General features: G+C 66.0%; 14 protein-coding genes and 1 pseudogene. 6 read left to right on the forward strand and 9 right to left on the reverse strand.

What is annotated here, in order from left to right:
• Window positions 1-28: 28 nt before the first annotated feature.
• Window positions 29-778: an SDR family oxidoreductase gene (locus M1248_RS18860; protein WP_317149348.1), complete on the reverse strand. Its 750-nt coding sequence runs from the start codon at window positions 776-778 to the stop codon at window positions 29-31.
• Window positions 779-789: 11 nt separating this feature from the next.
• Here M1248_RS18860 and M1248_RS18865 point away from each other — a divergent pair, with 11 nt between their 5' ends.
• Window positions 790-1,377: a chorismate mutase gene (locus M1248_RS18865; protein ID WP_410506691.1), complete on the forward strand. Its 588-nt coding sequence runs from the start codon at window positions 790-792 to the stop codon at window positions 1,375-1,377.
• Here the strand turns inward: M1248_RS18865 and M1248_RS18870 are convergent.
• From M1248_RS18870 to cobF, 4 genes and pseudogenes are all read right to left on the reverse strand, one after another.
• Entirely contained in the window at window positions 1,370-1,837 is a 468-nt protein-coding gene (locus tag M1248_RS18870) for a zinc finger domain-containing protein (protein ID WP_317149447.1), read from the reverse strand. The genes M1248_RS18865 and M1248_RS18870 overlap by 8 nt on opposite strands.
• Before the next feature lie 153 nt (window positions 1,838-1,990).
• Window positions 1,991-2,233 (reverse strand): annotated as a pseudogene (locus tag M1248_RS18875) (DNA-formamidopyrimidine glycosylase family protein); the annotation flags it as partial.
• 15 nt (window positions 2,234-2,248) lie between these two features.
• Complete coding sequence (locus M1248_RS18880; RefSeq protein WP_163687602.1) at window positions 2,249-2,650, reverse strand: phage holin family protein; 402 nt, start codon at window positions 2,648-2,650, stop codon at window positions 2,249-2,251.
• 25 nt (window positions 2,651-2,675) lie between these two features.
• Window positions 2,676-3,419, reverse strand: a complete 744-nt coding sequence (gene cobF / locus M1248_RS18885) for a precorrin-6A synthase (deacetylating) (RefSeq protein ID WP_163730644.1) — start codon at window positions 3,417-3,419, stop codon at window positions 2,676-2,678.
• Window positions 3,420-3,545: 126 nt separating this feature from the next.
• On the opposite strand from cobF, the gene M1248_RS18890 reads away from it, so the two are divergent.
• Together M1248_RS18890 and M1248_RS18895 are read left to right on the forward strand one after the other, a co-directional pair.
• On the forward strand, window positions 3,546-4,436 hold the full coding sequence (locus M1248_RS18890; RefSeq protein ID WP_317149350.1) for a diiron oxygenase: 891 nt from the start codon (window positions 3,546-3,548) through the stop codon (window positions 4,434-4,436).
• Between the two features lie 28 nt (window positions 4,437-4,464).
• Window positions 4,465-4,752: a DUF4873 domain-containing protein gene (locus M1248_RS18895; RefSeq protein ID WP_317149351.1), complete on the forward strand. Its 288-nt coding sequence runs from the start codon at window positions 4,465-4,467 to the stop codon at window positions 4,750-4,752.
• Here M1248_RS18895 and M1248_RS18900 read toward each other — a convergent pair.
• A complete protein-coding gene (locus M1248_RS18900) occupies window positions 4,692-5,903 on the reverse strand; it encodes an MFS transporter (RefSeq protein ID WP_317149352.1) in 1,212 nt (403 codons plus the stop codon). The genes M1248_RS18895 and M1248_RS18900 overlap by 61 nt on opposite strands.
• A 26-nt stretch (window positions 5,904-5,929) precedes the next feature.
• Window positions 5,930-6,196 (reverse strand): DUF4235 domain-containing protein, encoded by a 267-nt coding sequence (locus M1248_RS18905; RefSeq protein ID WP_317149353.1) that lies wholly within the window; start codon window positions 6,194-6,196, stop codon window positions 5,930-5,932.
• A gap of 65 nt (window positions 6,197-6,261) precedes the next feature.
• On the opposite strand from M1248_RS18905, the gene M1248_RS18910 reads away from it, so the two are divergent.
• Window positions 6,262-7,137, forward strand: a complete 876-nt coding sequence (locus tag M1248_RS18910; protein WP_317149354.1) for a TIGR03619 family F420-dependent LLM class oxidoreductase — start codon at window positions 6,262-6,264, stop codon at window positions 7,135-7,137.
• Here M1248_RS18910 and M1248_RS18915 read toward each other — a convergent pair.
• Window positions 7,134-8,135 carry a linear amide C-N hydrolase gene (locus tag M1248_RS18915; RefSeq protein WP_317149355.1) on the reverse strand — a complete coding sequence of 334 codons (1,002 nt, stop codon included), beginning with the start codon at window positions 8,133-8,135 and terminating at the stop codon, window positions 7,134-7,136. The genes M1248_RS18910 and M1248_RS18915 overlap by 4 nt on opposite strands.
• Window positions 8,136-8,322: 187 nt before the next feature.
• On the opposite strand from M1248_RS18915, the gene M1248_RS18920 reads away from it, so the two are divergent.
• Together M1248_RS18920 and M1248_RS18925 are read left to right on the forward strand one after the other, a co-directional pair.
• Entirely contained in the window at window positions 8,323-9,336 is a 1,014-nt protein-coding gene (locus M1248_RS18920) for a hypothetical protein (RefSeq protein WP_317149356.1), read from the forward strand.
• A 117-nt stretch (window positions 9,337-9,453) separates the two neighbouring features.
• On the forward strand, window positions 9,454-10,068 hold the full coding sequence (locus M1248_RS18925) for an FHA domain-containing protein (protein ID WP_317149357.1): 615 nt from the start codon (window positions 9,454-9,456) through the stop codon (window positions 10,066-10,068).
• Here the strand turns inward: M1248_RS18925 and M1248_RS18930 are convergent.
• Complete coding sequence (locus M1248_RS18930; RefSeq protein ID WP_317149358.1) at window positions 10,065-13,094, reverse strand: protein kinase domain-containing protein; 3,030 nt, start codon at window positions 13,092-13,094, stop codon at window positions 10,065-10,067. The genes M1248_RS18925 and M1248_RS18930 overlap by 4 nt on opposite strands.
• Window positions 13,095-13,114: the final 20 nt, after the last annotated feature.

Below are 13,114 nucleotides of genomic sequence, written 5' to 3' on the forward strand. Positions count from 1 at the left end.
CCGCGCGGCCATTAAACATGAAGCTTTTCTAAGCAAAACGTTTTGCAAGACGCGGCGGGAGGACCCGCATCAGCTGTACCAGCGGCCCCCACGGCCACCACGGAACGGCTGCCCGGCCGGCCTCGCGCTCCATCGCGTCGACCATCGCCTTGACCCCAGTCTCGTTGTCCACCATCAACAACGTCGACGCAGACTTCGCCGTCATCTCCGATTCGATGTATCCCGGTTCCAGGGTGGTCACCTTGATCGGACCGTTGAGGTATTCGGCACGCAGCGACTCTCCAAGCGACGTCACACCGGCCTTGCTCGCCGCATACGCGGCCTTCACTCCCGGGACGCCCTTGTTGCCGAGCACCGAAGAGACCAGCACCAGGTGTCCACCGCCGGCGGCCTTGAACATCTCCAGCGCGGTCTCGATCTGGACAAGTGCGGCAATGAGATTCGTCTCGAGCGTGGCCTTGTTCGCCCACAGCTTGCCCGACCCGAGCGGTGCGCCCTTACCGATACCCGCGTTGACGACGACGCGGTCGATACCGCCCAACTCGTCGGAGAGCTCGGCGAAAACCTTGGGCACCTGATCGTGGTCGTTGACGTCGAGCGCGGCGACGGCCACCGTGATGCCGGGATGGCGCTCCAGGAGTTCTGCCTTCAGGTCGTCGAGCCGCTCGACGCGGCGGGCACACAATGCAAGGTCGCGCCCCTTGGCGGCGAACGCCCTGGCCATGCCTTCTCCGAGCCCCGAACTGGCGCCGGTGATCAAGATTTTCTGCCGAGTCACGCGGTCAGCTTATGCATGATGATGGTGTGATCCCGAATCGAAGTTCACTTCTCGTGGCCTCTGCCCTGCTGGCGGGCCAGGTAGTCCTGGCGCCGGTCGCCGCGGCCCAGCCCGTCTACCCCTTTTATCAACTGGTCGACGCGACAGCCCAACGCTTGGCGACCGCCGATCCGGTGGCGGCCACCAAGTGGATCAACGGCGGCGCCATCACCGACCCCGCGAGGTCGAACCAGGTACTGGACTCGGTGGCAGCCGATGCGACGGCCCACGGTATCGACCCGGCCTACGTGCGTACCGTCTTCACCGATCAGATAGCCGCCAACGAAGGGGTCCAGTACACCCGCTTCGGCCAGTGGAAGTTCGATCCGGGCATCGCACCGACAAGCGCACCGGACCTCGCCGAATCACGAACCCAGATCAACGGGCTGAACAAGACCCTGGTTGATGAGATTGCCCTGCACTGGAATTCGCTACACAGTCAGGGCTGCGGGAGAGACCTGGCGGATGCGACGGCCGCGGTGGTCACCGCACGAAAACTCGACGGCCTCTACCAGCAGGCGTTGACGTCGGCCACCCGCTCGTACTGCCGATCTACTTGAGCAGCCGCGACATTCGCCGGTCCGCCAGAATCTTGCCGCCCGTCTGACACGTCGCGCAGTATTGGAACGACTTGTCGGCGAAGTACACCTCGCGCACGGTGTCACCACACACCGGACACGGCAGGCCGGTACGGGCGTGCACGCGCAGCCCGGATCGCTTCTCCCCCTTCAGCGTTGCGGCCCCCTGACCCACGGATCGGCTCACGGCATCGGTGAGGACGGAGATCATCGCGTCGTGCAATGCGGAGAGCTGCGCTTCGGTGAGCTTGCCCGCCGTCGCGAACGGCGAGATCTTCGCAACGTGCAGGATCTCATCGCTGTAGGCGTTGCCGATGCCGGCGATCACCTTCTGGTCGGTGATCACGGTCTTGATACGACCGCTGTTGCCGGCAAGAACGGCGGCCAGGTCTTCCGGTCCCAGCGACAGCGCGTCGGGTCCGAGCGCGGCGATGCCCGGCACCTTGGCCGGATCGTCGACCAGCCACACCGCCAGCCGCTTCTGCGTCCCGGCCTCGGTGAGGTCGAAGCCCGCCCCTTCCCCCGGTGTGCCGAGGTGGACGCGCAGCGCGATCGGACCCTTACCGGGTTTCAGGGGCGCCGCCGCGAGCTTGTCCGACCACCGCAGCCATCCGGCCCGCGACAGGTGCGTGATCAGGTGCAGATCGCCGGACTGAATTCCGAGGTACTTGCCCCACCGATTGGCGCCGGTGACGGTCTGGCCGTGCAGCACCGCGATAGCGGGGTCGAACGTCTTGAGCACCGAGAACGCCGACACGTCGATGCGCCCGATGGTCAACCCGACGGCGTTGCGGCGCAGATGATCGGCGAGCGCTTCGACCTCGGGCAGTTCGGGCATATCTCCAGTGTGCCGCTAGCGGTCCGCTGCGCGTTCACTCGAGCCGACAACGAGCGACAACAACCAGGTCACGATCGACAGCACGATCGCCGCCCAGATCGCCGTCCACCAGAAGTCGTCGATGAACAGGCCCCAGTGCGTCGTGTGCTCGGTGATCCACGACGTGATCCACAGCATCAGCGCATTGATCACGATGTGAATCAGGCCGAGCGTCAGAATGTAGAGCGGGATCGAGATGAATTGCACGATCGGTTTGATGATCGCGTTGACCAGACCGAAGATCACGCCGACGACGAAGATGATGCCGACTCTCTGCAGCGTCGAATCCCCGCCGATGAAGCTGATCCCGGGAACGATCAGGGTCACAACCCACAGCGCAAACCCGGTCAGTGCCGCACGCAGCAGGAAAGATCCCATGCGGCTGATCTTCCCACGATGCGGGCTATTCCGGGCCGCGCAGCAGATAGGTGTCCATGATCCAGCCGTGTTCGGCGCGGGCTGCTGCGCGCGCCGTCACGATGTGCGCACCGACGTCGCCGACCGTTCCGGAGAACAGCAGTTCGTCGGCCGTGCCGAGGTAGGCACCCCACCAGATCCGGGTGTCGGGCGGGCACCCCTGGAACGAGCAGTCGGCGTCGAGCATGACGACCGCGCTGCCCGCCAAACCGCTGGCGCGCAACTGCCGTCCGGTGGTGATGAGCACGGGCTCGCCAACGTCGTTGAGCGGTATGCGGTGTCGGGCCGTCAGCGCCTGGATCGCGGTGATCCCGGGAATGACGTCGTAGTCGATGTCGACGTGTTCGGCCACGCGGTCCAGGATCCGCAGTGTGCTGTCGTAGAGCGATGGATCACCCCATGCGAGAAACGCACCCACGTCGCCGGGGCCGAGTTCTGAGGTGATCGCGTCAGCCCACAGGCGGGCGCGTTCGGCGTGCCAGTCGGCGACGGCCTGTCGGTAGTCGCCGCCCTTGGCGCGTGGCGGATCAGGCATCTCGTGGAACCGATACCCCGGTTCGCGGATGAATCGCTCGCAGATCAGGCGTCGCAGCGCGACCAGGTCGTCCTTGGTGTCGCCCTTGTCCATCGCGAAGAACACCCGGGTGTCGTTGAGCGCGGTCACTGCCTGCACCGTCACGTAGTCGGGGTCGCCCGCGCCGATGCCGATGACGTGGATCCGACGGGTCACGCGCCGAGAATACGGCACGAGCTGGGGATACCATGGGTACCCGATACCCGGGGTATTGACATGTTGGCACCCGGCTCCGTACCTTTCGAACAACGTTCACGACAGCGCAGTCGGAGGGAGTCGTTGATGACCGCACCCACTCGTGAAGAGTTCGCCGAACGTCTGCTGAAGGGTTCCGTCAAGAAGTCCTACGCGCCGGTCGTCGATATCGACTGGGATGCGCCGCTGGACCCTGACAAGTTCTTCCTGCCGCCGAAATGCGTCTCGCTCTATGGCACGCCGATGTGGAACGCGATGACCCGCGAGCAGCAGATCGAGTTGTCACGCCAGGAGCTGGTGAACACGCTGTCGGCCGGCATCTGGTTCGAGAACATCCTGAACCAGGCGTTGCTGCGCAAGATGATGCACCAGGACCCCACCGCCAGCGCCACGCACTACGAACTCACCGAGCTCGGTGACGAGACCCGTCACATGGTGATGTTCGGCAAGGCGATCGAACGTGTCGGCGCAAACCCGGTGCGGCCCAGGTACTACCAGCGTTTCATCATCAACCTGCTGCCCTTCGCCTTCCAGGGGCCGATGCTGTGGGTCGCCGCGCTGGTTGGCGAGGAGATCTTCGACTCCCTTCAACGGCAGATGATGGACGACGACGACCTGCAGCCGATCATCCAGCGCCTCATGCGTATCCACGTCACCGAGGAAGCCCGCCACATCCAATTCGCCCGCGACGGGCTGCGTAAGCGCACCCCGACCATGCGGCGGCTGCCGAAGTTCTTCGTCGCCAACATCAACGGCGTCGGCGGCTACTTCTTCCGCTTCCTGTTCACCAACAAGGTGCAGTACCGCCGCGTCGGCCTGGACGCGCGCGAGGCCCGCCGCGCAGCGCGCAGCAGCGCGCACCGGCACGAAACGCACGTCCTCGGGTTCGCGCCGCTGGCGGCGTTCCTGGAGGAGGTCGGGCTGATGGGCCCGATCGCGCGGCGCATGTGGCGGCGCAGCGGGTTCCTGCCCCGGTGATGAGCGCTTGCGCGAAGAACAGACAACGGTGAGCGAGATCTACGACGGGCCCGCCAGCGTGCGCATCGGCGAGGACGAACACACCGTGCGCGTGCGACTGGCCGGCCACGTCGACCCGATAGACGGCCGATATCACTGGCAGGGAACGGTTTTCGACGACTTGCCCGGCGACACCAAGTTGCCGCGACAGGCGACCGTCTCGATCGGAGAGCACCACGCGCAGGCACGCATCGTCGAGCGGCCCCCGCAGGGCGGCTATTCGGTGGCCGGAGTCGGCGCACCGCCCTTCGCGCTGGAGGCAGTCGAGGTGCGGTGACGGCCGCCGATCGCGATCAAAAGCACCACAACGGCGACCACCCCGCCCGCGACACCCGAAATCAACAGCGGTAGTCGACCGTCGCCCCACAGAAACCCGGCCCACAGACCAGCCGCAAGGACTGCAAAGCCGCTGAGGCCCTGAAAGACTCCCTGCGCGCTGCCCTGCACGTCGTCGGGGACAAGCGACGAGACCCAGGCCTTACCCACGCCGTCGGTACATCCGGTGAACAGACCGTAGACGCCGATCAGCAGCCACGCCGACAGCGCGTCGGTCGTCATACCGAGACCCGTGTAACCGATCGCGAAGAACACCAACCCGATGCCGAACACCAGCGGTTTGCCGACACGGTCGGCGAGCAGCCCCGCCGGATAGCTGGCGACCGCGTAGACGGCGTTGTAACCCACATACGCGAGTATCACCTCGGTCACCGAGAACCCGATCTCGTTGAGCCGCAACAACAGCAACGCGTCGGGAAAGTTCACCAATCCGAACGCGACCACAACCGCCGTCACCCGCCAATAGCTGCAGGGCAGATCCTTGACCCGGGAGAACACCGCGCGGCGAGTCGCCTTGTTCGGCAGCGGCACACGTTCGCGCACCAGGAACACCAACGCGACGCTCAGCACGGCGGGCACGACCGCGACCCACAACAGTGGTGCGATCTGCTGGTCCAGCAGCTGATAGCCCACCAGACCCAGCAGCGGACCGACCACGGCGCCAAAGGTGTCCATCGCACGGTGAAATCCGAACACCCGACCGCGCGCGGCCGCGTCGATGTCGACGATCAGAAGCGCGTCGCGAGGCGCACCACGGATGCCCTTACCCAGCCGGTCCACCACCCGGCCCGCGAGCACGCCCGTCCACCCCGAGGCGGCGGCCACCATCACCTTGCCCAGTGCGGCCATGCCGTAGCCGGTGGCGATCAGCGGCCGGCGCGAGAAACGATCACCGAGCGGCCCGGCTGCCAGCTTCGTCAGCGACGCCGCACCCTCGGCCGCGCCTTCGACGGCGCCGACCACCGCGGCGGGCGCACCGAGCACCGATGTCAAATAGATCGGCAGCAGCGGGTAGAGCAGCTCGCTGGCGGTGTCCTGCAGAAACGACACGGCCGCGAGCAACCGCACATTGCGGGTCAACCAGCTGCGCACCTAGGCCATGATGCCGGTTGGGCCGGCTAGCTCAAGTCCTCGTCGGTGATCGCCGCGAATCCTTTGGCTTGCCCACGGGCCAGCCCGGCACGAACCACGCCCACGATCAACCCCTGGACCGCGGCGGCAATCATGACCTCCCGCAACGAGCGACTCAGATCCTTCGGATCCGGTTCCTCGTCGTCGGGGTTCAAGCGCTGCCAGATTTCGGTGAAGATCTTGCCCGCGATCAGGCCGCCCATCACGCTGCTCACGATCGACAGAGGCTTGTAAAACGTCTTAGCCGCACTCACGACGTTGAAGTTCCCTTCGCGTCAATGCTCAAACCTGAGACTAGAACACGTTCTAATATCGGCTGGTGCGCTTCACCTATGCGGAATCACTGACTCATCCGAAGTACTACATCCCGCTCGCCAAGGCGGCCGAAGCCGCGGGTTTCGACGCGATGACGATCGCCGACAGCGTCGCCTACCCGTATGAGTCGGACTCGAAGTACCCGTACACCCCCGACGGGAACCGCGAATTCCTCGACGGCAAGGAGATCGTCGAGACATTCGTCCTCGCCAGCGCACTCGCCGCCGTCACCACGACGCTGCGGTTCGACATCTACGTCCTCAAGCTGCCGATCCGCCCGCCGGCGTTGACGGCCAAGCAGGCCGGCTCGCTCGCCGCGTTGTCCGACAACCGGCTCGCCCTCGGCGTCGGTACCAGCCCGTGGCCCGAGGACTACGAATTGATGGGCGTGCCGTTCGCGCGGCGCGGCAAACGCATGGACGAGTGCATCGACATCGTCAAGGGCCTGACGACTGGCGACTACTTCGAGTACCACGGCGAGTTCTACGACATCCCGAAGACCAAGATGTCACCGGCGCCCACCCGGCCGATCCCGATTCTCATCGGCGGGCACGCCGAGGCGGCGCTGCGGCGCGCGGCCCGCAATGACGGCTGGATGCACGGCGGGGGTGACCTCGGCGACCCCGAGTCACTCGACCGATATATCAAGCGGCTCAACGAGCTTCGCGAGGAAGAGGGCCGCACGGACCCGTTCGAGATTCACGCCCAGTCGCTCGATGCGTACAAACCCGACGGCATCAAGCGGCTCGAGGACCGCGGCGTCACGAACATCATGGTCGGCTTCCGGATGCCCTACGCCGTAGGGCCCGACCCCGAACCGCTGGAGAACAAGCTGCGCGCCATCGACAAGTACGGCGAGAAGGTCATCTCGAAGATTTAGAACGGCACCGGCTGCGGTTCGAACCGCGATGTGACGTCGCCGACCAGAGTGGTGTCGTACGGGTTGATCTCCAACGGCTGACCGTCGAGCTTCAGCGCGTCGAAGTCGATCCAGATCACGTTCGGACTGGTCGACAGTTCGAAGAAATACAGCTTCTCCGTCAGGTCGATGACGGTCCGGTATTCGGTGTTGTAGACGCCGAAGTCGTGGTACGGCGCACCGAACGGCACCGAGACGTTGCGCATGATCGCCATCACGCTCGCCACTGCCTGCCGCCGATCGGCGGGCGGCGTCAGCAGGGCTGAATAATAGGCCGCACGCTGGAACCGATCCTTCGGGTTCACGTTTCCGGGTAATGGGGTGTCACTGCTCGGATTCGAAAAATCCTGCTGTGAAAGCAAATCCAGCTGCTCGTCATAGGTGGGATCGTTGGTCATGATGGTGAACTGACGTCCGTGGTGAATGACGGGTTCCCCTTCGGCGAACTCGATGATCGCCGAGTCCCCGCCGACGTCTTCAAGCGCGAAATGGATGGTGGCCTGGCGTCCGTGCGCCTCCACCATCACCGGCTGGAACGTGCCGATCAACTCGAGGGCTTCGGCGACGCTGCCTGCCTGGTCGAGCAGGTACTGGCCAAATAGCCCCATCTGCAGACCCGGCCGACCCGGATCACGTGCTCCGACGTCGGTGGACTTGAGGAACAGGGCGTGCATTCCGAGGCCCGCCTCGTTGAACCCGTCGACGGTGCCGATCCCGTACACCGTCGTGACCAGGTTCGCGTGGCGACTCGTCCACCGCAGGGGTTTGTCGGCAACCGCGACGATGTCGCCGACCTTGCCGCCGTCGCGCTGCCGCCCCCGCGGAAAGGCGACGATCGTCGGCTGCGTCGACTCGGGCCAGTCCATCGTGCGACCCGCCATGACGTATCGGCCCTCGGTGTTCCACAGCACCCGCGTGCACATGTACCGCGCCACCTCCCCCTGAGAATCGATGCTCACCCTGCCATGTTCGGTCGCGGATTCGCGGCGAACTTGCCTGGCGGATAGGAAAACCTATCGGCTGCGGCGCGAAAAACTGACTTCGCGGCGATTACCCGCGGCTACCTCCGAAAACCATTATGAATGTCGTCCAGAACGACTGAAAACGATCGCAAAGGTCGTCAACACCGCGAAACAGGAATATCCGATGTCCACGACAGCACCGACCGGCATGACCGGACGAGCTCCTGAAGAAACTGTGCGGCTGCGCCCCGGCGACCTGCCGGCCAGGCCGATTCCGCAAGCCACCGCTCCCCAGGGGGCCGCAGCGCTCGGCGAGCCGAAGACCGTGCGGCTGAAGGCACTTCCGAAGGCCGTAAGCGGAGTCGACAGCGCCACCGTTCGGCTGCGTCCACTCGTTGACATCCCGGTCGTAGGAAAGGTCACCAACACCATCCGACAGCGCTACATCGACCTGAGCAAGGCGGCGGTCACACCGCCGACCAAGTGGGAGTACGCGCGCATCGCCCTGGTGCTGTTGCTGGCGTCGATGCCAATCCTGGCGATCTCGGTCGAGGTGTTCGGTCTGCTGCCCCAGAGCGGCATCACGCTGGTGACCATTTCGCTGGTTGCGTTGCTCGCAACGCTCATCGCGTTCGCGCCGCACCGGATCGACATGATCGTCGGGCGTGGCCTGATCGCGGGCATGGTGGCTTGCATCGTGTACGACGCTGCCAGGCTGTTCGCCGTGCACGTGCTGGGATTGATGGGCGACTTCATCCCCGTGATGGGGTCGTTCGTCACCGGCGAGCCGGACACGGCGGGTAGTGCGGCGGTCGGTTACGTGTACCGATACCTCGGCGATGCCGGCGGGCTGGGGGTGGCCTTCTTCGTCGTCGCGTACGCCATCGGCATCGATAGGTGGAAGAACGTCTACGCGGTGCTGGCTGCGATTGGCTTCGGGGTGTTTCCCACCTGGGCCGGCCTGATGGCAACCGTCGCGCTGTCGCCGAACGGCGAGGAGCGGATGTTCCCGCTGAACACGGCCACGGTGATCATCACTCTGCTGGGGCACGTCATCTTCGGGCTGTTCCTCGGGCTGGCGTTCCTGAAGGCGCCGCGCGGGGGTCAGAGCGGTTGGCCTTGGCCACCCCTGTCGGAATCGACGCTGGCCAAGCGGGCCATCCGGTTCAAGAAGAAGATCACCAATTCGCCGCACTAGGAGTGCGCGCCGCGGGTCGTCGGGAAGCTCTCCGGCGACCCGCGGTCATATGCCCGGCGCGTTCGCAGACCACGGACCCCTGCCGTGGGTGAAAATTGCCCCCTATAGGAGGTCTGCATGTCTTCCCATCTGGAAGTCTTCAAGCCGACGGGACGTGAGTTGGTCCCGTTGACCGGCAACCGGGTGACGGTGGGCAAGGCTGCGACCAATGTGGTGGCGCTCGAACACGACCCCACCGTCTCTCGCCTGCACGCAATCCTGGAGAACCACGGGTCGGCGTGGTCGATCCGCGACGTGGGCAGTCGCAACGGCACGTTCGTCAACGGCGAGAAGATCGCCTACGAACAGGTGCTGCGGCCCGGGGACGAGGTGCGCATCGGCAAATCCCGCTTGGTGTACCTGCAGGCACGGCAGTCCGGCGAGCCGGCCGACGAGGCGACGATCGTGCCCGACGCCGCACAGCTCCCGCCTCGGCTGACCCGGCGGGAGGTCGACGTGCTCATGGTGTTGTGTCGTCCGCTGGTGTCCGAGGACCCGTTTCCCGAGCCGGCGTCGGTCCGGCGGATGGCGGGCGAGCTGTACGTCACCGAAGCCGCCGTCAAACAGCACCTGCAGAACCTCTACGACAAGTTCGCCATCCCCACCGAGGGTGACCGCCGGGTGCGGCTGGCCAACGAGGCGCTCCGGCGCGGCGCCGTCACCATCGCGCAGCTGCGCGACAGCGGGAGCTAGTTGAAGTCGAGTGCCTCGACGATCGCCACCGGACCTTCGTGGCTGGGCCGGTCGGCGCCGCCGATGCAGAACAGTGTCGTATCGACGGCGGCCACCACCTGACCGTGCACCGGCGTGTTGATCGGCGCCTGCGTCGTCCACTTCCCGGTGGAGATGTCGTACATCTCGACTGTGGCGAGCACCCGTGTCGGTTCTTCCCCACCGACCGAGATGATCCGGCCGTCGATGAGTGCGGCCCCGTAGCTGCCGCGCGGAGTCGGCATGTCCGTGAGCTTCTCCCAGCTTCCTGATTCCGGATCGAAGCGCTCGAAGGCGGCCGAGTTCTCGTCGGCACTCAGCGACCTGCCACCGACCGCGTACACGTAGACGCCGTCCGATACGGCGGCCAAATGCTCACGCGGCGTTGGCATATCGGCAGCCGTCGTCCAAGAGTCGCCATCGAAGACCTCGGTCTGCGTGACGAGCTTCTTGTCGTCCTGTCCGCCGACTACCACGATCTTGTCGTCGACCACCGCCGCCGACGGCGCGGCCCGGGCATGCTGCAGGCTCGGCAGCTCCTCCCACTTTCCGTTGCGGAAGGCGAACACTTTGTTCGACGCCTCGGTGACGGTTTCGCTGGCCCCTCCGATGACGACGACCTCGCCGCGGTACGCCGTCGCGGTCGCGTGGTGTAGCGGAACGGGTAACGAAGGGAGCGTCTCCCAGTCGCCGGTCTTGGGGTCGTAGCTCTCGAATGTGTCGAGCGTTTCGGCGTGTCCCAACATGCCGCCCGCAACGAAGATCTTTCCGTCGAGCACGGTTGACGCCATCATCAGTCGTGCAGTCGGCGCGTCCGGCAACAACCGCCATTCCGCTGCCGGTTGAGGTTTGCGTGGTGCGAGTTTCAACGATTCGGCCGACGCGGTGATCTGGTTCGACGCACCCGTCGACCCGCCGATCGCGTAAACGGTCTTGCCCACGGCGGCAACCGCGGCCCCGTGCCGCGCGGTCCCCAGATCCGGGAGCGCGGTCCAGGTCGCCGTGGTGAGGTCGAGCGCGGCCACACTCTTGAGGGCGTCACCATCCGACATCCCGCCGACGGCCATCAGCCGGGCGTCGGCGATCGCCACGCCAAAGTCGCTGCGCCCCTGCGGAAGTGCGGGCATGGTCGCCCACTTGTCCGTGACGGGGTCATAGGCTTCGACGGCGGTCAGGTCTGTGGTGTCGTCGGAGCCGCCGACGACGTAGACGAGCTTGCCGTCCGACGCCGCACCGGACATCTGGCGTGGCGTCGGAATGGGGGCGCCGAGTCTCCAGCCGGTGCCGTCGTAGATCTCGGTGGTGTTGAGCAGCTTCCCGTCGGCGTCCACACCGCCGGTCACCACGAGTAGGTCGCCGACGACGCCGGCGGCTGCCGCCGCGCGCGGCTGCAGCAGTGGCGGCAACTCGATCCAGCGACTGTTGACGACCCGCCACACCTTGTCGGTCGCCACCTCCCGATTGGTGCCGTCGGTGCGCCATCCGCCGAGCACCACCGGGGTGTCCTCCCACGTCACCGCCATCGCGTGCTGGACGGGAACGGGTAGATTCTCGCCGCCCTTCCAGCTGTCGAGGGCAGGGTCGTAGCCCTCGTGCGCTCCGCTCACCTGGTTGCCTGCTCCCTGACCGCCGAACACCCAGATGGTGCCGTCGGCTTCGGTGGCGGCCACCGCATCGCGGGCGACGCGCGCGTCCGCGATCGGTGCCCATTCCGGTTGCGCTTCGACGGTGGGCCGGGTCGGGGCCGCCTGCTGTTCCTCGCCCTTGTCGCGCGAGGTGAACATGACGATGCCGCTGATGACGAGGAGCAGCGCGACGGCGGCCGCGCCGACGGTGATCAGGAGACGCTTCGGATCTCTCTTGTCCGTCGTCGGCTCGGGACCGGGCTGCGACGCCGTCTCGGCAGGCGGGGCGGGCGGAGTGGGCGGGGTCGGCGGAACCTGCCAGGGCATACTGCCCTGGCTGACCGAAGCGGTGTGCGCGAACATGTTCGGGTCCAGCGGCGGCGCCGAGCTTTCCGGGCTCACGGGCAGGTTGGGTGCGGATTCCGGAATCTCGGTCTTGGATTGGGACGGCTCGGGCTCGCGAGGCGCTCCCGAGAGCGGCAACGCCTGGCTGCCGCCCGTCGGCTCGGGCTCACCGCCGGGCTCACTGAGCGCCATCGGATCCGCCGCCAAGCCGTTGTGACGCTGCGCCAATTGCAGTTCGTGGCCGAGCTCGGCGACCGATACCTGCCGATCGGTGGGCTCGCGGGACATCGCCTTCTCGATCGCAGCGCAGACATCGGTGGGGATTCCGTGCGGTCGCAGGTCTGGCACGGGAGTGGAGGTGATGCGCAGGTAGTGCGCGATCAGATCCTCTTCGGCCTTGCGCTCGTGCGGCGGCCCACCGGCGATCAGCGCGTAGATCGTGGCGCCCAGCGAGTACACATCGGCCGCGACCGTCGGCGGGTTGCCGGCGAGCACCTCGGGGGCGGTGTAGGACAGGGTGCCGGTGAAGAATCCGGTCACCGTCTTGTATCCACCGGCGATTCGCGCGGTCCCGAAGTCGCTGAGTTGAGGTTCGCCGTAGTCGTTGAAGAGGACGTTCGCGGGTTTGATGTCGCGATGCAAAGTGCCCGCCCGGTGGGCGGTCTCGAGGGCACCGCACAGTTTCACCGCCATGCGCAGTGCCTCGGGCCACGCGATGCGGCCCTCGCGGCGCAGCCGCTCCGCAAGCGAACCCACTGCGTGATAGGGCATTACGATGAACGGCCGGCCGCTCTCGGTGACGCCGACCTGAAGGATGTTCACGATGTTCGGGTGCCCGGAGAGCCTTCCCATCGCGTAACCCTCGCGCAGGAAACGCTCGCGATCGGAGTCGTCGAGATCAGACGCCAGCACCTTGACGGCAACACTTCGTCCGAGCGACTTCTGGGAGCAGCGATAGACGACACCGCTGCCGCCTCGGCCCACTTCGACGGCGTCTTCGAACCCGGCGGCCGCCAGTTCCGACGCTATCCCGCTCATCGTGTTCTCGACTTCCGTGA

The organism is Mycobacterium sp. 29Ha (genome assembly GCF_032883055.1).
GTDB lineage: Bacteria > Actinomycetota > Actinomycetes > Mycobacteriales > Mycobacteriaceae > Mycobacterium > Mycobacterium gallinarum.

What these genes read in the sequence shown, in the direction of transcription:
- M1248_RS18865 (WP_410506691.1), top strand. Translation starts at nt 790, where the DNA reads ATGCATGATGATGGTGTGATCCCGAATCGAAGTTCACTTCTCGTGGCC.
- M1248_RS18920 (WP_317149356.1), top strand. Translation starts at nt 8,323, where the DNA reads ATGTCCACGACAGCACCGACCGGCATGACCGGACGAGCTCCTGAAGAA.
- M1248_RS18890 (WP_317149350.1), top strand. Translation starts at nt 3,546, where the DNA reads ATGACCGCACCCACTCGTGAAGAGTTCGCCGAACGTCTGCTGAAGGGT.
- M1248_RS18930 (WP_317149358.1), bottom strand. Translation starts at nt 13,094, where the DNA reads ATGAGCGGGATAGCGTCGGAACTGGCGGCCGCCGGGTTCGAAGACGCC.
- M1248_RS18880 (WP_163687602.1), bottom strand. Translation starts at nt 2,650, where the DNA reads ATGGGATCTTTCCTGCTGCGTGCGGCACTGACCGGGTTTGCGCTGTGG.
- M1248_RS18925 (WP_317149357.1), top strand. Translation starts at nt 9,454, where the DNA reads ATGTCTTCCCATCTGGAAGTCTTCAAGCCGACGGGACGTGAGTTGGTC.